Below are 23,950 nucleotides of genomic sequence, written 5' to 3' on the forward strand. Positions count from 1 at the left end.
CAATATTAAACTATTTTAAAGGGAAATTCTACCTCAAAAATTGTATCCTGATGTTTATTAGATTTTAAAGTAAAGCTTCCATCTAATTTCTGCACACATTGCTTTACGGTATAAAGTCCAATGCTTAAGTTATGGTATTCCGAGTTAGCCTTGGAAAAGCTGTTGATGAGATGAGTGACCTCATTTACTTTTAAATGTAAATTATGTAATATAAATGTAAGAATTACTTGATTGCTTTTTTTCACTAGGTTAATTGTGATCTTGAATTTTTTTAATTGTTCACTCTTCATAAACTGAATAGAATTTTGCAGAAGATTGAAAATGATAATCCGGAGGAGTTTTTCGTCAGAATAAGAATCAAATTCATTTTTGTGTTGCAAGTGTAATTTGATATCGGCAGTATTTTCCATATAGGAAATTTCAGTGATGCATTCCCTGGTGATGCTGTCAAAATCAATTAAATTATTTTCCAGCTCTTTGTCATTAAGTTCGCTTACCAGTTTTAGCTCGTCAATAATTTTATTCAACCTTTTAGTAGCTTTGTCAAGCATAACAAAATACTTCAAAGCCTCGGGGTCTTTAATATCGAGCAGTGCCACAGTACATATGCCCATTAAACGCACCAGCGGCCCTTTTATATCATGCGATGATTTATAAATAAAATTATCCAGTTCAAGGCTGGTCACTCTCAACGTTTCATTCACCTTTTTTAATTCTGTGGTTCGGGCATTCACTTTGCCTTCCAGCTGCTGGTTTAATATTTCCAGCTCATCCTTTTGTTGGCTTATCAAATTTTTGGCTTTTTCCAACTCCTTCAGATTTAGCTCCAGATATTCTTTTTGGGTTTCTATCTCTTCTTTTTGAGCCTCTACTTGTTGATTTTGTTTGTTAAGCGTTTTGTTTGTTTTCTTGTTTCTATGAAAAAACAGTACAATAAGTACTAAAAAAGGCAGTATGAGGATGAGAATGGATGTATAGATCAAGTTTTCAAAGCTTTTTTCCTTTAATTCAATTTGGCTTTTCTGTAACTGAATTCTGTTTTCCTCATCTTGTATCTTGGCAGGAAGCAAAGAAAGGTTACGGTTGACAATTTCAGTAAATATTGAGTCCCTTAGCACTATATAGCTTTGTTGGTATTTATTAACCTTTTCAAGATCTTTCATTCTTGAATACAAATCGGAGTAGGTTAAGTAAATGGAAAGTAGGGTCTCCGGTGCACCAATTTGCACAGCCAGGGAATCGCTATGGCTCAGACGGTTGATAGCTTCAGGATATTGGCCTTTCATTATGTGTAATTTGGCTTTTAGGAAATGTATTTCAGAAAGCCCCAGCAGATCTTTAATTTCATTTCTTTGTCTGAATGATTGGTCATAAAAATAATGGGCTGAGTCAAATTGTTGCATTAACATGTAAACTTCGCCCATTCCCCTTAAAGCAACTGCCTCCCAGTTTTTATTGTTGATTTCTTTAGCCAGTAATAACGAATTTTGAAAATATGGTTTTGCAATAGCTGCTTTTTCTTCTTTTAAATAAGACAGTCCAATATTATTTTGAGCATACATAATTAATGCCGCATTCTTGTTTTTATGGGCAACTTCCAGACCTTGCTTAAAGTATTCCCTTGCCTTATCGTAATCTTTTGCCTTAATATATATTAATCCAATGTTATTCAAAGTATGTTCCAGGCCATAATACTCCTTTGAAAGTTCTGTAATTCTTTTGGAGCGCATTAAATATTCCATCGCATTTTGGTTGCTGCCCAAATGGTAAAAAGCAAAACCAATATTATTGAGGGTAGGGCTCAGTAGTAATGAATCATTTAAAGCAGTGGCAATTTCCAAAGCCTCAAGGTTATATCGCAAGCTTTTTTCGTAATTGCCTTTGTAAACATATGCGCCCCCTAGGAGTCTAAGCGATTTTGAAATTGCTGGGGAATCATTTTTTTCTTTAGCCAGGGACAAAGCTTCAATTGCATATTTTTGTGCTACGTCAGGGTAACTGAGCCATGTTTCAAATACTAATTCGTGAAGAAGATCAATTTTATGAGAGCCATGGCTTTTCTCTAATGCTAATTCAAGGCTGTCAATTTTATTTTGTGCAATGCCCACAGAAAATCTGAGGCAAAGTAAAATGATTATATGAAACCTTAATTTCAATGGATAGAATCTTTTGAGTGTTCAATAACAAATTAATATAATGAAAATTTGGGATATACAAAAAACACGTAGGGAATTTTAAAGGAGTTAACGTTTAAGTAAAATGATTAAAAAAAGAAAAAGCTTTCCGGATACGGAAAGCTTTGGATTTTAATTAGGTATAGTGAACAGATTAAACTGTCATAATTTCCTTTTCTTTTTGCTCAAGAATTTCATCAATTTTTTTTACAAAATCATCTGTAAGAGACTGCACCTTATCTTCTGCTCTTTTCACATCATCTTCGGCAACGCCTTCTTTTTGTAATTTTTTCAATTGATCGTTGGCATCTTTTCTGGCATTTCTTATTGATATTTTTCCTTCTTCAGCTTCATTTTTAGCCTGTTTAGTAAGGTTTATACGCCTTTCTTCAGTTAATGGTGGAATGTTGATCCTTACAATGTCACCATCGTTCTGTGGATTGAATCCCAAATCACTATTGATAATGGCTCTTTCAATATCCCCAATTATGTTTTTCTCCCATGGTTTAATAATAATGGATCTGGCATCAGGAGTACTCACTGAGGCCACCTGGCTGATGGGCGTGTCGTTGTCATAATACTTCACCATTAGGCCTTCTAACATAGCCGGGGATGCCTTGCCAGCTCTTATCTTCAGCAACTCGCTTTTAGTGTGCTGAATAGCTTTATTCATTAAGTCTTTAGTTTCCTCTAAAACAAATTCAATTTCTTCCATTCCTGTTTAAGTTTTATGATTGAATCAAAGTTCCTACCTTTTCCCCCATTACTAAATCAACAAGATTGCCCGGCTTGTTCATATCAAATACAATAATAGGTAAATTATTTTCCTGGCACAGTGTAAAGGCTGTCATATCCATTACATTCAGTCCTTTTTCATATACTTCTTGAAAGGAAATACTGCTGTATCTGGTGGCGTCCGCATTTTTTTCCGGATCAGAAGTATAGACACCGTCCACACGAGTACCTTTCAATACTACATCTGCTTCTATTTCTATTGCCCTTAGGCTGGCAGTGGAGTCAGTGGTGAAGTAAGGATTGCCTATACCTGCACCAAATATAACTACTCTTCCTTTTTCCAGATGGCGGATAGCCCTTCTTCTGATAAATGGTTCACAAACCTGTTCCATTTTAATGCCTGACATCAAACGGGTAAACATACCATGATTTTCCAGTATGCCTTGAACCGCCATGCCGTTAATGACTGTGGCCAACATGCCCATGTAGTCACCTTGAACTCTGTCAATACCGGCACCCTCTGCCTGTATTCCTCTAAAAATATTTCCGCCTCCTATTACTATGGCAACCTCTATTCCCAAATCCCGCACTTTTTTTATTTCCTGTGCGTATTGTTCTAATCGTTTAGGGTCTATTCCGTAGCCTTCATCACCCATTAGAGACTCGCCACTTAATTTCAATAATATGCGTTTGAATTTCATGCAGAAAAATTTTTGTAAATATAGATTAAAAAACTAAAATTGAATGAGTATTTGATTCTTCTCAACGCTATTCCCTTTCTGAATCTTAATTTCAGAAATTTTCCCCTCTCCCGGGGATTTAATTACATTTTCCATTTTCATAGCTTCTAATATCAACAATGAGTCCCCCTCCTTTACCTCATCGCCTTCTTTCACCAGAATCTCGGAAATTAAACCCGGCATAGGAGCTTTTACCTCATTAATTTGGGTTTTTGCCAAGTCACTCATTCCTAATTCTTCAAGCAAAATATCCATTTTATCTTTTAGACTAAGCTCAATGATTTTCCCATTAATTTGAAGAACAAATTCCTTTGACACATAATCGACTGAAATGACATAGGCAGTCAAGCTCTTGTTTTTATAAATTATATGGAATGAATTCTTGTCTATTGGATAAATGTCCCAATTAAAGGGTTCATTATTAATGAAGATGTCGTTTTCTTTTAGGAGAACGCTTACTTCTTCTTCAACATTGCTTATATTTACTTTATACATAGCTAGAATTAAACACGAAGATAAAAACTCACTTCGGATTTTACACTTTTCTGAAGGATATTAAGTGTAAAATTAATCAACTTCCCAAATAGTTAAAATTATCTGAGATATTTACTTCGCGTAATTCACTGATAGTCAATTTGATCTGCAAGAATTAATTATTTGCAATAAAAAAAACAATCTTTTTTGAGGTATATGTTTGATAAAACATAAAATCCATATAATTTTGCACTTCCTTAAACGAAAGTGATTTAGGGAAATGCGTAATGAAAAGAAAGGGGGAATACCAAAGCGGCCAACTGGGACGGACTGTAAATCCGTTGTCTTCGACTTCACAGGTTCGAATCCTGTTTCCCCCACAATACTATTACCGAATTCGGTAAATAGGCGGGAGTAGCTCAGTTGGTAGAGCGGCAGCCTTCCAAGCTGCAGGTCGCGGGTTCGAGCCTCGTCTCCCGCTCTAATATTAAGCATTCCCTTATCACTGAGGCAGAACGATTTCGTGACTGCCTTTTATGGGATGTACCAAAAATTGATGAATACTCTTTGAGTATTGAGTATGAAACTAAAGCATTGATTTGCGGAACGTTTTTAAGCCGATGTAGCTCAGGGGTAGAGTGCTTCCTTGGTAAGGAAGAGGTCGGGGGTTCAATTCCCCTCGTTGGCTCAATCAGTGTTATCGAATAAATATAATATAAATTTTAACTAAACTGAGGATTTTTCAAATATGGCTAAAGCAACCTTTGACCGTTCAAAACCACACGTGAATATCGGTACTATCGGTCACGTGGATCATGGTAAAACTACATTAACTGCTGCAATCTGTAAAGTATTGTCTGATAAAGGATTTGCAGAAATGAGAGACTTTTCTTCTATTGATAATGCACCGGAAGAAAAAGAAAGAGGTATAACAATTAACTCTTCACACGTAGAATACGCAACTGAAAACAGACACTATGCACACGTAGATTGCCCGGGTCACGCGGATTACGTAAAAAACATGGTAACTGGTGCAGCCCAAATGGATGGAGCTATTTTAGTAGTAGCTGCAACTGATGGTCCTATGCCACAAACTCGTGAGCACATCCTTTTAGCTCGTCAGGTAGGTGTTCCTTCACTAGTTGCTTTTTTAAATAAAGTAGATTTAGTTGATGATGAAGAATTACTTGAATTAGTTGAAATGGAAGTACGTGAATTACTTTCTTTCTATGATTTTCCAGGTGATGATTTACCGGTTATTCAAGGTTCTGCTTTGGGTGCACTTAATGGTGAAGCTGAATGGGTAGCTAAAATAGATGAGTTAATGCAAGCTGTTGATGATTATATTCCATTACCAGAGCGTTTAACTGATAAAGATTTCCTAATGCCTGTTGAGGATGTTTTCTCAATTACTGGTCGTGGTACTGTTGCAACTGGTAGAATTGAAAGAGGAGTAATTAACTCTGGAGAAGCTGTTGATATTATCGGTATGGGAGCTGAAGGTTTGAAATCTGTTGTTACAGGTGTTGAAATGTTCAGAAAAATATTAGATAGAGGAGAAGCTGGTGATAACGTTGGTCTTTTGTTAAGAGGTATTGAAAAATCTCAGATCAAAAGAGGAATGATTATCTGTAAGCCGGGTTCTGTAAATCCTCACCAACATTTCAAAGCTGAGGTTTACGTATTGTCAAAAGAAGAAGGTGGACGTCATACTCCATTCTTTAACAAATACCGTCCGCAATTCTACTTAAGAACTACAGATGTTACAGGTGAAATATTCTTGCCTGAAAATGTAGAAATGGTAATGCCAGGTGATAACATTACTATTGAAGTGAAGTTGATCAACAAAGTAGCGTGTGAAAAAGGTTTACGTTTCGCTATCCGTGAAGGTGGTAGAACTGTAGGTGCCGGACAGGTTACTGAGATTTTAGACTAAAACAATTTCTTTAATTAGAAAATATCAAATGCGTTCTCAAATTTTTGGGAGCGCATTTGTTTCATATAAAACTTTTGTCTACCTTTGCAGACCATTTTGAGTTGCATTGGTATTTTACGGGTGTAGCTCAATTGGTAGAGTAGTGGTCTCCAAAACCATTGGCTGGGAGTTCGAGTCTCTCCACCCGTGCAAAATAATGAAATAGAAGATGCAAAAATTAACGTTATTCATTAAGGATTCTTGGTCAGAAATGCGATACAAGGTTACATGGCCGACCTATTCAAAACTTCAAAATAGTTCTATTTTGGTGTTGGTTGCATCTTTAATCTTTGCAATTTTAATTGGTATTATTGACTTGGCATTTGAAAATGCAATGGAATGGTTTTATAATGCTTTTTAAGCATTTATAATAATAAATTAGATAATGTCAGAATTTAAGTGGTACGTTTTGCGAGTTGTAAGTGGTCAGGAGAAGAAAATTAAAACTTATCTTGATAATGAGATTGCTCGTCAAAAATTAGAAGAACATATACCTCAAATTCTTATACCTACAGAAAAGGTATATGAAATGAGGAACGGCAAAAAAAGAGTCAGAGAAAGAAACTTCTTTCCAGGCTATGTTTTTGTTTCAGCTGACTTATCATATGGTGAGGCTAACCACGTAATCACCAGTATTCCCGGAGTGATTGGATTTTTAGGAGGAGAAGGTTCTGGTGATGCCAAAGTTCCTGTTCCGTTAAGACAATCTGAAGTGAATAGAATATTAGGAAAGGTTGATGAAACCGAAGAGATGGACGAAAAATTAAGTACGCCATTTATTATCGGAGAATCAGTGAAAGTAATGGATGGTCCTTTTAGTGGTTTTACAGGATCTGTTGAGGAAGTCTTCGAAGAAAGAAAGAAACTCAATGTGATGGTGAAAATATTTGGTAGAAATACCCCTGTTGAATTGAATTACATGCAAGTAGAAAAAACAGAATAGCAAGATGGCTAAGGAAATAAGTGGATACGTAAAATTACAGATTAAGGGAGGGGCAGCAAATCCTTCACCTCCTGTTGGGCCTGCTTTAGGTAGTAAAGGTCTAAATATCATGGAGTTCTGTAAGCAATTTAATGCAAGAACCCAAGATAAGGCTGGGCAAGTTATGCCGGTTTTAATAACTGTTTACAAAGACAAATCTTTTGATTTCGTTGTTAAAACACCTCCTGCTCCGGTACTTCTTTTAGATGCATCTAAAAAGAAAAAAGGATCAGCTGAGCCTAATCGTTTAAAGATTGGTTCCGTTTCTTGGGATCAGGTTAAGGAAATTGCCGAAACAAAAATGCCCGATTTAAATGCTTTGAAAATAGAATCAGCTATGCGTCAGGTAGCTGGTACTGCCAGAAGTATGGGATTAAAAGTGACCGGTACGGCACCTTGGGAATCATAAATAAGAGATAATGGCTAAGCTAACTAAAAATCAAAAAATAGCAGCAGAGAAAATTGATGCAACCAAAAATTATACTTTGGCAGAAGCATCCTCTCTTGTAAAAGAAATTACAACAACTAAGTTTGATGCTTCAGTGGATTTGGATATACGTTTAGGCGTAGACCCAAGAAAAGCAGATCAAATGGTTAGAGGTGTTGTTGCGCTACCTCATGGTACTGGTAAAAATATTAAAGTATTGGCTTTGGTAACTCCTGATAAAGAACAGGAAGCCAAAGATGCCGGAGCTGACTATGTAGGTTTAGATGATTATATTAAGAAGATCGAAGGTGGTTGGACTGATATTGATATTATTGTTACCATGCCTACTGTTATGGCAAAAGTAGGTAGACTTGGTAAAGTTCTCGGGCCGAGAGGTCTGATGCCTAATCCTAAATCAGGAACTGTTACGCTTGATGTAGGTAAGGCTGTCCAGGAAGTAAAGGCAGGTAAAATTGACTTTAAAGTGGATAAATTCGGAATCATTCATGCAAGTGTAGGTAAGGCTTCCTTCTCTCCGGAGAAAATTACTGAAAACGCGAATGAATTGATCCAAACTTTGGCGAAGCTTAAACCCGCTTCTGCTAAAGGTACTTATTTTATGAGTATGACCATGTCATCTACGATGAGCAAAGGTATCTCAATTGATAAAAACTCTATAGCTGGAATTTAATATGAACAAGCAAGAAAAAGGACAACTTATAGAGGAGCTTTCTGAAAAATTATCTCAAACGGGTCATTTCTACGTTGCGGACGCAGGTGGATTGACTGTTGAGCAGATCAATGCTTTCCGTAGGCTATGTTTTGAGAGGGGACTTGAATACAAAGTTGTGAAAAATTCCCTTATTGAAAAAGCATTGGATAGGCAAGAAGCTGATTTTTCAAAAATGTACGATTCGTTAAAAGGTTTCTCAGGAATCCTTTTTTCCCCGGAAGTTGGAAATGCTCCTGCTAAAGTGATCAAAGAGTTTCGCAAAAAATACAAAAGCGAAAAACCATTATTCAAAGCTGCTGCTATAGACACAGATGTTTTTGTAGGTGAAGAGAACTTGAATTTCCTTAGTGAACTTAAATCTAAGACTGAGTTGCTAGGTGAAGTGATAGGATTACTTCAATCTCCTGCCAAAAATGTTATTTCTGCCCTACAAAGCGGAGGTCACAAAATATCTGGCTTAGTAAAAGCACTTGAAGAAAGAGCACAATAATAATAATCAAGAACAAAATCATTAAAAATTAAAAAATACAATCATGGCTGATATCAAAGCAATTGGAGATCAATTAGTAGAATTAACGGTAAAAGAAGTTAATGAACTTGCTGATTACCTAAAAGAAACACACGGTATCGAACCTGCAGCTGCTGCTGCTCCTGCTGCTGTAGCAGGTGGCGCTGGTGCCGGGGAAGAAGCTGCAGAAGCAAAATCTACATTTGATGTAATTTTAAAATCTGCAGGTGCTGCAAAATTACAAGTTGTTAAGGCTGTTAAGGAATTAACAGGTTTAGGCTTAAAAGAAGCTAAAGAATTAGTAGATGGTGCTCCTAAAGCAATAAAAGAAGGAGTTGCTAAAGACGAAGCTGAAGCGCTTAAAAAGCAACTAGAAGAAGCTGGTGCAGAAGTAGAATTAAAATAATCAGTTTATCCTGAAAGGATTAACTGATTTCTGCCCAAGAAATTAGGCCTGGTCTCCATACCTCATACGAGTGTATGGAGTCAGGTCTTTTCCTGTTTGTACATATTTTAGATAGAAAACGAACGGGAAACAGCTGAAAAGCATTACTATATAAAAATACATAACTTTAAATATTCAGAGCCTTGGCTAATACAAATCAATCTGAAAGAATCAATTTTTCTTCGATTAAAAGAATTATTGATTACCCTGATTTCCTTGATGTTCAACTCCAGTCATTTCAGGATTTCTTCCAACTAGAAACACCAGCGGAGAAAAGAGCTGAAGAAGGTATTTTTAAAGTTTTTCAAGAAAACTTTCCTATCTCTGACTCAAGAGAAAACTTCGTTCTTGAATTTGTTGACTACTTGGTAGATCCTCCTAAATATGATATTGATGGTTGTATTGACAGGGGGTTAACTTATTCCGTTCCCCTCAAAGCCAAATTACGTTTGCTTTGTAATGATGAGGACAATGAGGATTTCGAGACCATAGAACAAGAGGTTTTCCTTGGAAATATTCCTTACATGACTGAAAAGGGCTCTTTTATTATTAATGGAGCTGAACGTGTAATTGTTTCTCAATTGCACAGGTCACCGGGTGTTTTCTTTGCTCAAAGTAAGCATACAAATGGTACCAAATTATACTCTGCTCGTATTATTCCATTCAAAGGATCCTGGATTGAATTTGCTACTGACGTAAATAACGTCATGTATGCATATATTGACAGAAAGAAAAAATTCCCTGTAACTACTTTGCTAAGAGCAATTGGTTACGGTTCTGATAAAGATATTCTAGACTTATTTAATTTATCCGAAGAAATTAGTGCCACTAAGGCAGCTTTGAAAAAAGCAGTTGGTCGTAAACTAGCTGCCAGGGTTCTAAGAACCTGGACAGAGGATTTCGTGGATGAAGATACTGGAGAAGTTGTTTCTATTGATAGAAACGAAGTACTCCTTGAAAGAGACTCTGTTTTAGAAGAAGAAGATATTGATTTAATTCTTGATTCAGGTGTTAAATCGATTATTTTTCACCGTAAGGATGTAAATATTACAGATTACAGTATTGTTTATAATACTTTACAAAAAGATAATTCTAACTCTGAGAAAGAAGCGGTTGAACAAATTTACCGTCAACTTAGAAATACTGAAGCTCCTGATGAGGCTACAGCCCGTGAAATCATTCATAACTTATTCTTTAGTGAGAAAAGATATGATTTAGGTGAAGTAGGTAGATATAGAATTAACAAGAAATTAGGTTTGGACATTGACTCTGAAACCAAAGTTCTAACAAAGGTGGATATTATCCACATCGTTAAATATTTAATTGGGCTAATCAATTCAAAGGCTATTGTTGATGATATTGACCACTTAAGTAACAGACGTGTGCGTACCGTTGGTGAGCAATTATATGCTCAATTCGGTGTTGGTTTGGCCAGAATGGCAAGAACCATCCGTGAAAGAATGAACGTTCGTGACAATGAAGATTTTAAGCCTGTTGATTTGATCAATGCGAGGACTTTATCCTCTGTTATTAACTCATTCTTTGGTACTAACCAATTGTCTCAGTTCATGGATCAAACCAATCCATTGTCTGAAATTACTCACAAAAGAAGAATGTCTGCTTTAGGACCCGGTGGTCTTTCCCGTGAAAGAGCTGGTTTTGAAGTAAGAGATGTGCACTATACTCACTATGGTAGATTATGTACCATTGAAACGCCAGAAGGTCCAAACATTGGTTTGATATCTTCTTTATGCGTTCATGCAAAAGTGAATGGCATGGGCTTTATCGAAACACCTTACAGAAAAGTTGTAGAAGGTAAAGTAGATATGAGTGGAAATGTACTTTATCTTACTGCTGAAGAGGAGGATGATCATAATATTGCACAAGCAAACGCTCCGATAGATGATAACGGAACTTACCTTAACGACAGGGTAAAAGCTAGATTCGAAGGAGATTTCCCAATTCTGGAGCCTAAGGAATTATCTTATATGGATATTGCTCCAAATCAGATTGTGTCAGTTGCAGCATCAATGATTCCATTTTTGGAGCATGATGATGCTAACCGTGCCTTGATGGGATCAAACATGCAGCGTCAGGCAGTTCCTTTATTAAGAGCGGAAGCTCCAATTGTAGGTACAGGTCTGGAAGGCAGAGTAGCAAGAGATTCAAGATCTTTGATTGTTGCTGAAAAAGATGGAGTGGTAACTTTCGTGGATTCTACAAAAATTGTCATCAGGTATGACATGAACGAAACTGAGAAATTAGTTTCATTTGAAGAAGAAGAAAGGGTATATAATCTGATCAAATTCAGAAGAACTAACCAAAACACTACTATTAATCTTCGTTCTATTGTTTATAAAGGCGATAAAGTGAAGAAAGGTCAGATTTTATGTGAAGGGTATGGTACTGAAAAAGGTGAATTAGCCATAGGTAGAAATATGAAAGTTGCTTTCATGCCTTGGCAAGGATATAACTTTGAAGATGCAATCGTAATTTCTGAACGTGTTGTAAGAGAAGATATTTTCACTTCAATACATGTGGAAGAGTTTGAATTGGAGGTTAGGGATACTAAAAGAGGTGAAGAAGAATTAACTTCTGAAATCCCTAATGTAAGCGAAGAAGCAGTTAAAAATCTTGATGAAAACGGTATTATTCGTATCGGTGCCGAACTTTCTGAAGGTGATATTATCATTGGTAAAATCACCCCTAAAGGTGAAACAGATCCTACTCCTGAAGAGAAACTCTTAAGAGCTATTTTTGGTGATAAGGCTGGTGATGTTAAAGATGCTTCATTAAAAGCTTCTCCATCTTTAAAAGGTGTTGTAATTGATACTAAATTATTCGCAAGACATAAAAAAGATAAAGAAGGACGATCTGCAGCTAAAAAAGAAGTAGAAGTACTAGGTAAAGAATATAGCAGGCAATTACTTAAACTGCGTGAATTGAAGATTGACAAATTAACTGAATTGCTTTCCGGTAAGACTTGTCAGGGGATCAAGCACAAGTTTGGTGATGAAATAATGAGTAAAGGTGTGAAGTTCAACAGAACTAACATTGAGAAAAATCTCTTCCCTGAAAAGAATATTTACAGAGACGAAAGTAACTACAACGTTCCTGAGGAAGTGAATTTGATCTCCGATCTTATTCTTGACAACTGGACTGCTGATGATGAAATCAATAGCTTAATTGTTGAGCTTGTTAGAAATTACAACAAAAAACGTAATGAAATAGCAGGTAAATTCAAAAGAGAGAGATTTACCCTTGAAGTAGGGGATGAATTACCGGCAGGAATTGTCCAATTAGCTAAAGTTTATGTTGCCAAAAAACGTAAATTAAAAGTAGGGGATAAGATGGCTGGTCGTCACGGTAACAAAGGTATTGTAGCCAAAATTGTACGTGATGAAGATATGCCATTCCTGGAAGATGGTACAACAGTGGATATTGTATTGAATCCATTAGGTGTACCATCAAGGATGAACATTGGTCAGATTTATGAAACTGTTTTAGGATGGGCCGGATTGAAATTGGGTAGAAAATATGCTACCCCAATATTTGATGGAGCCTCTTCGGACGAAGTTTCCAAAGAATTGGCTGAGGCAGGACTTCCTGAATTTGGTAGAACGCATTTATATGATGGTTTATCGGGAGACAGGTTTGATCAGAAAATTACTGTAGGTGTTATCTACATGTTGAAATTAGGTCACCTTGTTGATGATAAAATGCACGCACGTTCTATCGGGCCATATTCATTAATTACGCAACAACCATTAGGTGGTAAAGCACAATTTGGTGGTCAACGTTTCGGTGAAATGGAAGTGTGGGCTTTAGAGGCATTCGGTGCTTCTCATGTGCTGCAAGAAATTCTTACTATCAAGTCGGATGATGTAATTGGTAGAGCAAAAGCTTATGAAGCCATCGTGAAAGGTGAGAATATGGGTAAACCAAATATTCCTGAATCATTCAATGTTTTGGTTCATGAATTGAGAGGTTTGGCTCTTGAAATCACTTTAGACTAATATCATTTTGTTTAATCGGGGGTGTTAAGCCCCCATTTTAGATACCAAAAATTATGGCGTTCAAAAAAAATAAAAAAATCAATACTGATTTCTCAAAGATCACTATAAGTTTAGCTTCTCCTGAATCTATTTTGGAAAGCTCTCATGGTGAAGTTACTCAGCCGGAAACTATCAACTACAGAACGTATAAGCCAGAAATGGGCGGTTTGTTTTGTGAGCGTATTTTCGGCCCGGTAAAAGATTGGGAATGTCATTGTGGAAAATATAAAAGAATCAGATATAAAGGAATTATATGTGATCGTTGCGGGGTAGAAGTTACAGAGAAAAAAGTACGTAGAGAACGTATGGGGCATATCGAATTGGTGGTTCCTGTTGCTCACATTTGGTACTTCAAGTCTTTACCTAACAAAATAGGTTATTTATTAGGCTTACCAACTAAGAAACTAGACCAGATTATTTACTACGAAAGATATGTAGTAATTCAGCCAGGTGTAAAAGAAGAAGATGGTATAGCTTATATGGATTTCTTGACAGAAGATGAGTATTTGGATATACTTGATAAGCTTCCTAGAGAGAACCAACAGATGGATGATGATGATCCTAATAAATTCATTGCTAAAATGGGTGCAGAAGCATTGGATATGCTTTTAAGCCGAATCAAGTTAGATGAATTATCTTATGAATTACGTCACCAGGCTGCAACCGATACTTCTCAGCAAAGAAAAGCAGAAGCTCTTAAGAGATTAAGGGTAGTGGAAGCTTTCCGTGATGCAAGAACAAGAATCGAAAACCGTCCTGAATGGATGATTATAAAAATGGTTCCTGTTATTCCACCGGAATTAAGACCATTAGTGCCATTAGATGGAGGTCGTTTTGCTACATCAGATTTAAATGACCTTTACCGAAGAGTAATTATCAGAAATAATCGTTTGAAGCGATTAATAGATATTAAAGCTCCTGAAGTTATCCTTCGAAATGAAAAAAGAATGTTGCAGGAAGCTGTAGATTCTTTATTTGATAACTCAAGAAAAGTTAATGCAGTAAGATCAGATGGTAACAGAGCACTGAAATCCCTTTCAGATATGTTGAAAGGGAAGCAAGGCCGTTTCCGTCAGAACTTATTAGGTAAGCGTGTGGATTATTCAGGTCGTTCTGTAATTGTAGTAGGACCTGAGTTGAAAATGCATGAGTGCGGTATTCCTAAAGAAATGGCAGCTGAATTATTCAAGCCATTTGTTATCAGAAAATTGATCGAAAGGGGTATTGTAAAAACTGTTAAGTCAGCTAAGAAAATCGTTGATAGAAAAGATCCTGTAGTTTGGGATATTTTGGAGAATGTATTGAAGGGACATCCGGTTTTATTAAACCGTGCTCCTACATTGCACCGTTTGGGTATCCAGGCTTTCCAACCTAAACTAATAGAAGGAAAAGCTATTCAATTGCACCCGTTGGCATGTACTGCATTTAACGCGGATTTTGATGGTGACCAGATGGCGGTTCACGTTCCTTTAGGACATGAAGCTATTTTGGAAGCTTCAACATTGATGCTTTCTTCTCACAATATTTTGAATCCTGCAAATGGAGCTCCAATTACTGTACCTTCTCAGGATATGGTGTTAGGTCTTTATTATGTAACTAAAGGGAAGAAAACTACTCCGGAAGAAACAGTTAAAGGTGAAGGTAAAAGCTTTTATAGCGCTGATGAGGTAATCATAGCTGTTAATGAAGGTCAATTATCTAAACATGCTTTTATAAAAGTAAGAGCCAAGGTGAGAAATGCAGATGGTAGTTTAGAGACTAAGCTAATTGAAACTGTAGCAGGTAGAGTGATATTTAATCAGTCTGTTCCTGAAGAAGTTGGTTTTGTAAATGAGCTATTGACAAAGAAAAAACTTCAGGTAATTATTTCTGAAGTATATAAAATAAGTGGATCAGCAAGAACTGCTCAATTCCTTGATGACATCAAAGAATTAGGTTTCCAGGCTGCTTATAAAGGTGGTTTATCAATGGGACTTGGTGATATTATGGTTCCTGAAATTAAGGAAACATTAGTAGCTCAGGCCAAAGAAGAAGTTGATGTTGTTTGGAATAACTACTTGATGGGTCTTATCACAGACAATGAGCGTTACAATCAGGTAATTGATATCTGGACAAGAATTAACTCTCAATTGACTAACTCTTTAATGCAACAGCTTGAGGAAGATAATCAAGGATTTAACTCAATTTACATGATGATGCACTCTGGAGCCAGAGGTTCAAGAGAGCAAATTCGTCAGTTGGGTGGAATGAGAGGATTGATGGCAAAACCGCAGAAAAACCTTGCAGGATCTGTTGGTGGAATTATCGAAAACCCAATTCTTTCCAATTTCCGTGAAGGACTTGATGTAATTGAGTACTTTATTTCAACTCACGGTGCCAGAAAAGGTCTAGCAGATACGGCCCTTAAAACAGCTGATGCAGGTTACCTGACAAGAAGATTAGTTGATGTGGCCCAGGATGTGGTTGTTAACGAAGTCGATTGTGGTACTTTAAGAGGTCTTACTGTTTCTGCATTGAAAGACAATGAAGAAATTGTTGAATCATTATCAGAAAGAATTTTAGGTAGGGTTTGTGTACATGATATTTATCATCCTGAGACTAACGAATTAATCGTTGGTACAGGGGATGAGATCACAGATGAAGTTACTGCTAAAATTGATGAAGCAAACATTGAAGAAGTAGAAATTCGTTCTGTACTAACTTGCGAAACCCGTCAGGGAGTTTGTGGTAAATGCTACGGAAGAAACCTTGCTACTTCTAAGATGGCACAAAGAGGTGATGCAGTTGGTGTAATTGCCGCACAGTCGATTGGTGAACCTGGTACTCAGCTTACGCTAAGAACTTTCCACGTTGGTGGTACAGCTTCTAATATTGCAGTTGAAGCGACTGTTAAGGCTAAATTTGATGGTGTTATTGAATTTGAGGATCTAAGAGCAATTCAGTCTACTGATAGTGATGGAAATCCTCAAACAGTAGTAATGGGTCGTTCAGGTGAGATTAAAATTATCGATCCTAAAACCAAGAAAGTTTTAATGACCAACAACGTTCCTTACAGTGCTATTCTGAAAGTGAAAGAAGGTGATAAAGTTTCTAAAAATGATGAACTGTGTTTCTGGGATCCATATAATGCTGTGATTTTATCAGAGTTTGAAGGTGTTACAGAATTTGATAGTATTGAAGAAGGTATCACTTATAAAGAAGAATCTGATGATCAAACAGGTCACAGAGAAAAGGTTATCATCGATACAAAAGATAAAACTAAAAACCCTGCGGTTATTGTAAATACTAAAGGGAGAGAAGAGCCTAAAGTTTATAACATTCCTGTTGGAGCCCACTTATCAGTTGGTGAAAATGAGAAAATTAAACCAGGTCAGATTTTAGCAAAAATACCAAGATCAACCAGTAAGTCTAAAGATATTACAGGGGGTCTTCCAAGAGTAACAGAATTGTTTGAAGCAAGAAACCCATCTAATCCGGCAGTAGTGTCAGAGATTGATGGAGTTGTAACTTACGGTGGTATTAAAAGAGGAAACAGAGAGATTTTCATTGAATCTAAAGATGGAGTAAAGAAGAGATACCTGGTATCTTTGTCTAAACATATTTTGGTTCAGGATAATGACTTTGTGAAAGCAGGATATGCTTTATCTGATGGAGCTACAACTCCTTCTGATATTTTGTCTATCAAAGGTCCTACTGCTGTTCAGGAATATATTGTGAACGAAATACAGGAAGTTTACCGATTACAAGGTGTGGCTATCAATGATAAACACATTGAAGTAATTGTAGGTCAGATGATGCAGAAAGTACAGGTACTTGAATCAGGTGATACTACTTTCTTACCTAATCAGGTGGTAGATAGATTCGTTTTCAGAGAAGAAAATGATAGAATCTTGGATATGAAAGTTGTAACTGAGGCTGGTGACTCGCCTAACTTAAAGCCGGGACAAATTGTTTCATCAAGAAAATTAAGGGATGAGAATTCAACCCTGAAAAGAAAGGATATGAAACTGGTGAAAGTAAGGGATGCGGAAGCAGCTGTTTCCAAGCCAACTTTGCAAGGTATCACGCAAGCTTCATTGGGAACTGAAAGCTTTATCTCAGCAGCTTCCTTCCAGGAAACTACTAAGGTATTGAGTGAGGCTTCTATACGTGGTAAAGCGGATCATTTAAAAGGTCTTAAGGAGAATGTTATTGTAGGTCACCTAATTCCTGCGGGAACGGGCTTGCAGGATTACAATGATATCATCGTTGGCTCTAAAGATGAGCTTGATGCTATCAAAGAGGATCGTTTAACATCTCAGGAAAAAGAGCTTCAAAAGTAATTGGTATATTTAGTGCGAATAAAATCTATAACAGATTTATAAATAAGTTGGAATATGGATGATAATAAAGAAAACAAGAAGAATCCTAATCAGATTAATATTGAACTTTCGGAAGAAGTAGCGGAAGGGGTTTATGCCAATCTAGCTATGATTGCCCATTCCAATGGTGAGTTTGTGATAGATTTTATTCGTCTTATGCCGGGCGTTCCAAAAGCAAAGGTAAAATCCAGGGTGGTAGTCACTCCGGAGCATGCCAAAAGATTGCTGAATGCTTTGAAAGATAATATTAATAAATATGAAAAGAATTTCGGACCTATTAAACAGTCCGAAGAAGTGCCAAAATTCCCTATGAATTTTGGTTCAAATGTGGGTGAAGCCTAAAGCTTAATCCTTATAAATTAGGATATTGTAAAATAAAAAGTCTGATGTGTTTGGAAAATGCTTCTTAATTTTTACCTTTGCAGTCCTAAAAATCTCAAGTAGTAATAGAAGATAAAGTAATAATAGATGCCTACTATACAGCAATTAGTACGAAAAGGTAGAAAGAAATTGACCACAAAGTCAAAATCTCCTGCTCTGGATTCTTGCCCACAACGAAGAGGGGTTTGTACACGTGTTTACACAACCACTCCGAAGAAACCTAACTCAGCAATGAGAAAGGTGGCCAGGGTAAGATTGACCAATCAAAAAGAAGTTAACGCCTATATTCCGGGTGAAGGACACAATCTTCAAGAACACTCTATTGTTTTGATTAGAGGTGGAAGAGTAAAAGATTTACCTGGTGTAAGATACCACATTATCAGGGGTGCGTTAGACACTGCCGGTGTGAGTGGTCGTACGCAAAGAAGATCAAAATACGGAGCTAAAAGACCTAAGAAATAAACAGAGATGAGGAAAGCAAAACCTAAAAAGAGATACGTCCTGCCTGATCCCAAATTCGGGGATACTATGGTAACGAAATTCGTTAACTATTTAATGAAGGACGGTAAAAAAAGTACAGCTTATACAATTTTTTATGATGCTATTCAATTGGTGGAAGAAAAAACCAAGGAGAATGGTGTGGAGACATGGAAAAAAGCATTAGCTAATATTTCACCTTCTGTTGAGGTAAAAAGCCGTAGAGTTGGTGGAGCCACTTTTCAAGTGCCATTAGAAGTACGTCCTGAAAGAAAAGTTTCATTAGGTATCAAATGGATGATAGATTATTCCCGTAAAAGAGGGGAGAAAACTATGATGGAGCGTTTGGCTGGTGAAATTGTTGCGGCTTCAAAAGGAGAAGGAGCTGCTATCAAGAAAAAGGATGATACTCACCGAATGGCTGAGGCAAATAAAGCATTTTCACACTTTAGATTTTAATAGCTAGTATAATGGCAAGAGATCTTAGATTAACAAGAAATATTGGTATCGCTGCCCACATCGATGCCGGAAAAACAACTACTACGGAAAGAATTTTATTCTATACCGGTGTAAGCCATAAATTAGGAGAAGTTCATGATGGTGCTGCTACTATGGACTGGATGGAGCAGGAACAAGAAAGAGGTATTACTATTACTTCTGCTGCTACAACCGTTTTTTGGCCTTACAAGGATGAAAAATATCACATCAATATCATTGATACTCCAGGTCACGTTGATTTTACCGTAGAGGTAAACAGATCACTTAGGGTATTAGATGGCTTAGTATTCTTATTTAGTGCAGTTGATGGTGTTGAACCACAATCTGAAACTAACTGGAGATTAGCTGATAACTACAAAGTAGCCAGAATCGGTTTCGTTAATAAAATGGATAGAGATGGTGCTGATTTCCTTAAGGTGTGTAAGCAGGTTAAGGAAATGTTAGGTACAAAAGCTGTCCCACTTCAATTACCCATTGGTGCTGAAGGTACTTTTAGAGGAGTTGTAGATTTAGTTGAAATGAAAGCTATTATCTGGAACGAGGAAGACAATGGTATGACATACCAGGAGATTCCAATTCCTGAAGATATGCAGGATGAGGTAAATGAGTATAGAGAAAAATTATTGGAATCTGTTGCTGAATATGATGAGGAACTTGTAGAAAGATTTTTCGAAGATCCACAGTCTATCACAAGAGATGAAGTAATTAATGCCTTAAGAAAAGCAACTATAGATTTGGCCTTCGTTCCAATGATGTGTGGTTCTGCCTTCAAAAATAAAGGTGTTCAAACTCTTTTGAACTATGTAATGGAATTACTTCCATCACCTCTGGATAGAGATGAAATTGCTGGAACTAACCCTGATACTGAAGAAAAAACATTCAGAAGACCAACAAAGGATGATCCTTTTGCTGCCTTAGCATTTAAAATTGCAACTGATCCATTCGTAGGTAGACTTTGTTTTGTTAGAGCATATTCAGGATTTTTAGATTCAGGTTCTTATGTTTTCAATACCAGAACTGGTAAGAAAGAAAGAATCTCTAGAATTTTCCAAATGCATGCAAACAAGCAAAATCAAATTGATCAGCTTCAAGCTGGTGATATTGCTGCGGTAGTTGGTTTTAAAGATATTAAAACCGGTGATACCCTATGTAACGAGAATCATAGAATTGTTTTTGAATCTATGAATTTTCCTGAGCCTGTAATCGGATATGCCATTGAGCCTAAAACTCAGGCAGATGTTGATAAAATGGGAATGGCAATTGCTAAATTGGTAGAAGAAGATCCAACATTAAAAGTAAATACTGACGAAGAGACAGGTCAAACTATCTTAAGAGGTATGGGTGAATTGCACCTTGATATTATCATGGATCGTATGAGACGTGAATTTAAGGTAGAAGTAAACCAGGGTGCTCCTCAGGTTGCTTACAAAGAAGCCATTACCGCTTTAGTGGATCACAAAGAGGTTTATAAGAAACAATCTGGTGGAAAAGGTAAGTTTGCAGATATTTCTTTCAAATTATCTCCTGCTAATCCGGATGAAACTACCGGGGAAATCAAAGCAGGACTTCAATTTGATAATAAAATTACAGGTGGTGTTATACCAAAAGAGTTTATTCCAGCTATTCAGAAAGGTTTTACTGAAGCTATGAATAATGGACCTCTTGCGGGATATCCTATCGAGGCAATGAAAGTTGAATTGTACCATGGAAGTTTCCATGATGTGGATTCAGATGCCCTTTCTTTTGAATTAGCTGCTAGAATTGGATTTAAGCAAGCTGCAAAAAAAGCAGGTCCTCAGCTTTTGGAACCGATCATGAAAGTAGAAGTAACTTCTCCTGATGAATATACAGGTCCTGTTACTGGTGACTTGAATAAGAGGAGAGGATTGATGAAAGGAATGGATACCAGAGGAGGAGCTCAAATTATTAAAGCTGATGTTCCATTGTCTGAATTATTCGGATATGTTACCGATTTAAGAACTATTACATCAGGAAGAGCAACTGCTTCTTTGACTTTCTCACATTACGATCCTGTACCAAATCATCTTGCAGAGCAAGTAATTGCGAAGGTTAAAGGTGAAGCTGTTAAATAATTGGAATCATGAATCAGAAAATAAGAATAAAATTAAAGTCCTACGATCACAACTTGGTTGATAAATCTTCTGAGAAAATCGTAAGAGCGGTGAAAACTACCGGAGCAGTGGTAAGCGGACCAATTCCTTTGCCTACTGAAAAAGAAATATTCACAGTTTTGCGTTCACCACACGTGAACAAGAAATCAAGGGAGCAATTTCAATTATGTACATTTAAAAGATTGGTTGATATTTATTCAAATAGCGCCAAGACAGTTGATGCATTAATGAAGTTGGAATTACCTAGTGGAGTGGATGTAGAAATTAAAGTTTGATAGACTTTAAATCTATTTTAGGGGAACCAATGAGCTTTGTTTCATTGGTTCTTTTTTTATCTTAAAATACTTATAATTTTTAAGTTGCTAAGTTTTGTATCTAACAATAAATTGCTAACTTTGCAGTCCTTTCGGGAAAAGCTACGGTAAATCCTGTTTAAAGGGTTCATAATAAAATAATAATGTCAGGAATAATTGGAAAAAAAATCGGAATGACTAGCATCTACGGTGCCGATGGACATAATGTCGCATGCACGGTGATAGAGGCTGGTCCTTGTGTAGTAACGCAAGTAAAAAGTGAGGAAACCGATGGTTATTCTGCTGTTCAGTTGGGCTTTGGCGAGCGCAAAGAAAAGAATACACCTAAGGCGTTAAAAGGGCATTTTTCTAATGCACAAACAACGCCAAAACGGAAATTAATTGAGTTCAGGGAGCATGTTGGTGAAGAGCCATTTGTTCATAATTTGTCTTTAGGGCAATTAGTGAAAATCGAAGATGTTTTTGTTGAAGGTGATTTCGTTGATGTAGCAGGTATATCAAAAGGTAAAGGTTTCCAGGGTGTTGTAAAACGTCACGGTTTCGGTGGTGTTGGCCAGGCTACGCACGGTCAGCATAACAGAGGAAGAGCCCCAGGTTCTATTGGTGGAGCTTCTTATCCTGCCAGAGTATTCCCGGGTATGAGAATGGCCGGTAGAATGGGTGGAGACAGAGTTAAAAACACTAATTTAAGAGTGTTAAAAGTTATTCCAGAAAAGAATTTGTTGTTGATCAGCGGTTCTGTTCCCGGTGCAAAGAATTCAATAGTTATAATAGAGAAATAAAGATGGAGCTTTCAATATTTAAATCGACAGGCGAAGACACGGGAAGAAAAATTTCTTTATCCGATGCCATCTTTGACATTGAGCCTAATGACCACGCCATCTATTTGGACGTGAAACAAAAGTTGGCTAACGCAAGACAAGGAACTCATAAATCCAAAGAAAGAGCGGAGATAGCTGGTTCAACAAGAAAGATAAAGAAACAAAAAGGTACTGGTACAGCACGTGCCGGTAGTATAAAATCACCGGTATTTAAAGGTGGTGGTAGAGTGTTTGGTCCAAGACCAAGAGACTACAGTTTCAAGCTTAACAAGAAAGTGAAGCGTTTGGCTAGAATGTCAGCTTTAACTTATAAGGCTAAAGATCAAATGATAGGCATATTAGAGTCTTTCTCTTTTAATGAGCCTAAAACAAAGTCTTATGTAGAATTGCTTAATAACCTTTCTGTTAATTCTGTAAAGACTTTAATAGTACTACCGGAAAACGACAAGAATATGTTTTTGGCAAGTAGAAATATACAGAACTCAAGAGTAATTACTGTTGATATGCTTAACACTTATGATGTGTTACATGCTGATAAGTTATTTTTCGTTGAAGGATCTGTGGAAAAAGTTGAAAACTTATTTAAGGAAAAGATATGAGCGTTTTAGTTAAACCACTTGTTACTGAAAAGATTTCTGCCTTAAACGAAAAGGGTAAATATGGTTTTATTGTATCTAATGATGCCAATAAAGTTGAAATCAAATCAGAGGTAGAAAAAAGATACGGAGTGAATGTAGAGGATGTCAATACTATGAAGTATTTGGGCAAACAAAAATCCCGCTACACAAAATCCAGAGTCCTTACAGGAAGAAAAGCTAGTTACAAAAAAGCTATTGTAACTGTGGCGGAAGGTGAAATAATTGATTTCTACAGCGAAATTTAATGATCTGAAAAATGGCAGTTAAGAAATTTAGACCAGTTACAGCTGGGCAAAGACATAGATTGGCTCCGGTGTATACCGAGCTAAGTAAGGTAGAGCCTGAAAAGTCCCTGCTAACTCCTTTGAGAAAAAAGGGTGGTAGAAATAATTCAGGTAGAATGACAATGAGGTATATAGGTGGTGGGCATAAGCAAAATGTTCGTATCATAGACTTCAAGCGTAATAAACACTCTATACCTGCAACCGTTGCTACTTTAGAGTATGATCCTACAAGAACAGCTTTTGTTGCTCTTTTGCATTATTCAGATGGTGAAAAGAGATATATTCTGGCTCCTAACGGAATTAAAGTAGGAGATAAGGTAATATCTGGTACTGATGTAGCACCTGAATTAGGTAATACGTTGCCTTTATCATCTCTTCCATTAGGTACAATCATTCACAATATTGAGATTCGTCCGGGATCTGGTGCCGCAATGGTACGAAGTGCTGGAGCTTATGCTCAGTTATTGGCTCGTGATGGTAAATATTCAACTATCAAATTACCATCAGGTGAAATGAGGTTGGTGTTAAGTGCTTGTTTGGCTACAGTTGGAGTAGTGTCCAACTCTGATCATATGCTAGTAAGGTTAGGTAAAGCTGGACGTAACAGATGGTTAGGAAGAAGACCTAGAGTTAGAGGTGTTGTAATGAATCCGGTTGATCACCCGATGGGTGGTGGTGAAGGTAAATCTTCAGGTGGACACCCAAGATCAAGAAAAGGATTATTATCTAAGGGTCTTAAAACAAGAACGCCTAAAAAATATTCCAACAAATTAATTATCGGTAAAAAGAAATAATC

General features: G+C 36.8%; 22 protein-coding genes and 4 tRNA genes. 22 read left to right on the forward strand and 4 right to left on the reverse strand.

What is annotated here, in order from left to right; genetic code table 11:
* Window positions 1-5 precede the first annotated feature (5 nt).
* The 4 genes from JKA74_RS19275 to JKA74_RS19290 all read right to left on the reverse strand — a co-directional run bounded on the left by JKA74_RS19275 (window position 6) and on the right by JKA74_RS19290 (window position 4,144).
* The gene (locus JKA74_RS19275) at window positions 6-2,156 is read right to left on the reverse strand and encodes an ATP-binding protein (RefSeq protein WP_201432884.1); all 2,151 of its coding nucleotides are present in this window, start codon (window positions 2,154-2,156) and stop codon (window positions 6-8) included.
* 172 nt (window positions 2,157-2,328) lie between these two features.
* Window positions 2,329-2,889 carry a ribosome recycling factor gene (gene frr / locus JKA74_RS19280; RefSeq protein ID WP_201432885.1) on the reverse strand — a complete coding sequence of 187 codons (561 nt, stop codon included), beginning with the start codon at window positions 2,887-2,889 and terminating at the stop codon, window positions 2,329-2,331.
* 13 nt (window positions 2,890-2,902) lie between these two features.
* Window positions 2,903-3,610, reverse strand: coding sequence for a UMP kinase (gene pyrH, locus JKA74_RS19285; protein WP_201432886.1), 708 nt, complete (start codon window positions 3,608-3,610; stop codon window positions 2,903-2,905).
* Between the two features lie 33 nt (window positions 3,611-3,643).
* Window positions 3,644-4,144, reverse strand: a complete 501-nt coding sequence (locus tag JKA74_RS19290) for an acetyl-CoA carboxylase biotin carboxyl carrier protein subunit (protein WP_201432887.1) — start codon at window positions 4,142-4,144, stop codon at window positions 3,644-3,646.
* 277 nt (window positions 4,145-4,421) lie between these two features.
* On the opposite strand from JKA74_RS19290, the gene JKA74_RS19295 reads away from it, so the two are divergent.
* From JKA74_RS19295 to rplB, 22 genes are all read left to right on the forward strand, one after another.
* A tRNA-Tyr gene (locus tag JKA74_RS19295) sits at window positions 4,422-4,503 on the forward strand.
* Window positions 4,504-4,531: 28 nt separating this feature from the next.
* A tRNA-Gly gene (locus tag JKA74_RS19300) sits at window positions 4,532-4,604 on the forward strand.
* A gap of 135 nt (window positions 4,605-4,739) precedes the next feature.
* Window positions 4,740-4,811 (forward strand) — tRNA-Thr (locus tag JKA74_RS19305).
* Between the two features lie 60 nt (window positions 4,812-4,871).
* Window positions 4,872-6,059, forward strand: coding sequence for an elongation factor Tu (gene tuf, locus JKA74_RS19310; protein ID WP_201432888.1), 1,188 nt, complete (start codon window positions 4,872-4,874; stop codon window positions 6,057-6,059).
* Window positions 6,060-6,175: 116 nt separating this feature from the next.
* Window positions 6,176-6,248: transfer RNA gene (locus tag JKA74_RS19315), tRNA-Trp, on the forward strand.
* 19 nt (window positions 6,249-6,267) lie between these two features.
* The gene (gene secE, locus JKA74_RS19320; RefSeq protein WP_201432889.1) at window positions 6,268-6,459 is read left to right on the forward strand and encodes a preprotein translocase subunit SecE; all 192 of its coding nucleotides are present in this window, start codon (window positions 6,268-6,270) and stop codon (window positions 6,457-6,459) included.
* 24 nt (window positions 6,460-6,483) lie between these two features.
* Window positions 6,484-7,041 carry a transcription termination/antitermination protein NusG gene (gene nusG, locus JKA74_RS19325; protein WP_201432890.1) on the forward strand — a complete coding sequence of 186 codons (558 nt, stop codon included), beginning with the start codon at window positions 6,484-6,486 and terminating at the stop codon, window positions 7,039-7,041.
* A gap of 4 nt (window positions 7,042-7,045) precedes the next feature.
* Window positions 7,046-7,489, forward strand: a complete 444-nt coding sequence (gene rplK / locus JKA74_RS19330; RefSeq protein WP_201432891.1) for a 50S ribosomal protein L11 — start codon at window positions 7,046-7,048, stop codon at window positions 7,487-7,489.
* Window positions 7,490-7,499: 10 nt separating this feature from the next.
* Complete coding sequence (rplA, locus tag JKA74_RS19335) at window positions 7,500-8,198, forward strand: 50S ribosomal protein L1 (protein ID WP_201432892.1); 699 nt, start codon at window positions 7,500-7,502, stop codon at window positions 8,196-8,198.
* Between the two features lies 1 nt (window position 8,199).
* A complete protein-coding gene (gene rplJ / locus JKA74_RS19340) occupies window positions 8,200-8,730 on the forward strand; it encodes a 50S ribosomal protein L10 (protein ID WP_201432893.1) in 531 nt (176 codons plus the stop codon).
* Window positions 8,731-8,773: 43 nt separating this feature from the next.
* Window positions 8,774-9,154 (forward strand): 50S ribosomal protein L7/L12, encoded by a 381-nt coding sequence (rplL, locus tag JKA74_RS19345; protein ID WP_201432894.1) that lies wholly within the window; start codon window positions 8,774-8,776, stop codon window positions 9,152-9,154.
* A gap of 182 nt (window positions 9,155-9,336) precedes the next feature.
* Window positions 9,337-13,209, forward strand: coding sequence for a DNA-directed RNA polymerase subunit beta (gene rpoB, locus JKA74_RS19350; protein ID WP_201432895.1), 3,873 nt, complete (start codon window positions 9,337-9,339; stop codon window positions 13,207-13,209).
* 53 nt (window positions 13,210-13,262) lie between these two features.
* Window positions 13,263-17,570: a DNA-directed RNA polymerase subunit beta' gene (rpoC, locus tag JKA74_RS19355; RefSeq protein WP_201432896.1), complete on the forward strand. Its 4,308-nt coding sequence runs from the start codon at window positions 13,263-13,265 to the stop codon at window positions 17,568-17,570.
* A 54-nt stretch (window positions 17,571-17,624) separates the two neighbouring features.
* On the forward strand, window positions 17,625-17,951 hold the full coding sequence (locus JKA74_RS19360) for a DUF3467 domain-containing protein (protein ID WP_201432897.1): 327 nt from the start codon (window positions 17,625-17,627) through the stop codon (window positions 17,949-17,951).
* 126 nt (window positions 17,952-18,077) lie between these two features.
* A complete protein-coding gene (gene rpsL / locus JKA74_RS19365; RefSeq protein ID WP_201432898.1) occupies window positions 18,078-18,452 on the forward strand; it encodes a 30S ribosomal protein S12 in 375 nt (124 codons plus the stop codon).
* Between the two features lie 6 nt (window positions 18,453-18,458).
* Entirely contained in the window at window positions 18,459-18,926 is a 468-nt protein-coding gene (gene rpsG, locus JKA74_RS19370) for a 30S ribosomal protein S7 (RefSeq protein WP_201432899.1), read from the forward strand.
* 11 nt (window positions 18,927-18,937) lie between these two features.
* The gene (fusA, locus tag JKA74_RS19375; protein ID WP_201432900.1) at window positions 18,938-21,058 is read left to right on the forward strand and encodes an elongation factor G; all 2,121 of its coding nucleotides are present in this window, start codon (window positions 18,938-18,940) and stop codon (window positions 21,056-21,058) included.
* Between the two features lie 8 nt (window positions 21,059-21,066).
* The gene (rpsJ, locus tag JKA74_RS19380) at window positions 21,067-21,372 is read left to right on the forward strand and encodes a 30S ribosomal protein S10 (protein WP_201432901.1); all 306 of its coding nucleotides are present in this window, start codon (window positions 21,067-21,069) and stop codon (window positions 21,370-21,372) included.
* Between the two features lie 182 nt (window positions 21,373-21,554).
* A complete protein-coding gene (rplC, locus tag JKA74_RS19385; RefSeq protein ID WP_201432902.1) occupies window positions 21,555-22,193 on the forward strand; it encodes a 50S ribosomal protein L3 in 639 nt (212 codons plus the stop codon).
* Window positions 22,194-22,195: 2 nt separating this feature from the next.
* Complete coding sequence (gene rplD, locus JKA74_RS19390) at window positions 22,196-22,831, forward strand: 50S ribosomal protein L4 (RefSeq protein ID WP_201432903.1); 636 nt, start codon at window positions 22,196-22,198, stop codon at window positions 22,829-22,831.
* Window positions 22,828-23,115 (forward strand): 50S ribosomal protein L23, encoded by a 288-nt coding sequence (gene rplW / locus JKA74_RS19395; protein ID WP_201432904.1) that lies wholly within the window; start codon window positions 22,828-22,830, stop codon window positions 23,113-23,115. The genes rplD and rplW overlap by 4 nt, the downstream gene beginning before the upstream one ends.
* An 11-nt stretch (window positions 23,116-23,126) precedes the next feature.
* Entirely contained in the window at window positions 23,127-23,948 is an 822-nt protein-coding gene (rplB, locus tag JKA74_RS19400) for a 50S ribosomal protein L2 (RefSeq protein WP_201432905.1), read from the forward strand.
* Window positions 23,949-23,950 lie beyond the last annotated feature (2 nt).

Origin of the sequence: Marivirga aurantiaca (assembly GCF_016679925.1) — a bacterium.
Taxonomy (GTDB): domain Bacteria; phylum Bacteroidota; class Bacteroidia; order Cytophagales; family Cyclobacteriaceae; genus Marivirga; species Marivirga aurantiaca.

Bases quoted from the DNA above. Each gene is read 5' to 3' on its own strand.
- nusG (WP_201432890.1), top strand. From the start codon at position 6,484: ATGTCAGAATTTAAGTGGTACGTTTTGCGAGTTGTAAGTGGTCAGGAG.
- secE (WP_201432889.1), top strand. From the start codon at position 6,268: ATGCAAAAATTAACGTTATTCATTAAGGATTCTTGGTCAGAAATGCGA.
- rplA (WP_201432892.1), top strand. From the start codon at position 7,500: ATGGCTAAGCTAACTAAAAATCAAAAAATAGCAGCAGAGAAAATTGAT.
- rplJ (WP_201432893.1), top strand. From the start codon at position 8,200: ATGAACAAGCAAGAAAAAGGACAACTTATAGAGGAGCTTTCTGAAAAA.
- JKA74_RS19290 (WP_201432887.1), bottom strand. From the start codon at position 4,144: ATGTATAAAGTAAATATAAGCAATGTTGAAGAAGAAGTAAGCGTTCTC.
- rpoC (WP_201432896.1), top strand. From the start codon at position 13,263: ATGGCGTTCAAAAAAAATAAAAAAATCAATACTGATTTCTCAAAGATC.
- rplW (WP_201432904.1), top strand. From the start codon at position 22,828: ATGAGCGTTTTAGTTAAACCACTTGTTACTGAAAAGATTTCTGCCTTA.
- fusA (WP_201432900.1), top strand. From the start codon at position 18,938: ATGGCAAGAGATCTTAGATTAACAAGAAATATTGGTATCGCTGCCCAC.
- frr (WP_201432885.1), bottom strand. From the start codon at position 2,889: ATGGAAGAAATTGAATTTGTTTTAGAGGAAACTAAAGACTTAATGAAT.
- rplK (WP_201432891.1), top strand. From the start codon at position 7,046: ATGGCTAAGGAAATAAGTGGATACGTAAAATTACAGATTAAGGGAGGG.
- rpsL (WP_201432898.1), top strand. From the start codon at position 18,078: ATGCCTACTATACAGCAATTAGTACGAAAAGGTAGAAAGAAATTGACC.
- JKA74_RS19360 (WP_201432897.1), top strand. From the start codon at position 17,625: ATGGATGATAATAAAGAAAACAAGAAGAATCCTAATCAGATTAATATT.
- rplD (WP_201432903.1), top strand. From the start codon at position 22,196: ATGGAGCTTTCAATATTTAAATCGACAGGCGAAGACACGGGAAGAAAA.
- rplB (WP_201432905.1), top strand. From the start codon at position 23,127: ATGGCAGTTAAGAAATTTAGACCAGTTACAGCTGGGCAAAGACATAGA.
- tuf (WP_201432888.1), top strand. From the start codon at position 4,872: ATGGCTAAAGCAACCTTTGACCGTTCAAAACCACACGTGAATATCGGT.
- pyrH (WP_201432886.1), bottom strand. From the start codon at position 3,610: ATGAAATTCAAACGCATATTATTGAAATTAAGTGGCGAGTCTCTAATG.
- rpsJ (WP_201432901.1), top strand. From the start codon at position 21,067: ATGAATCAGAAAATAAGAATAAAATTAAAGTCCTACGATCACAACTTG.
- rplC (WP_201432902.1), top strand. From the start codon at position 21,555: ATGTCAGGAATAATTGGAAAAAAAATCGGAATGACTAGCATCTACGGT.
- rplL (WP_201432894.1), top strand. From the start codon at position 8,774: ATGGCTGATATCAAAGCAATTGGAGATCAATTAGTAGAATTAACGGTA.
- rpsG (WP_201432899.1), top strand. From the start codon at position 18,459: ATGAGGAAAGCAAAACCTAAAAAGAGATACGTCCTGCCTGATCCCAAA.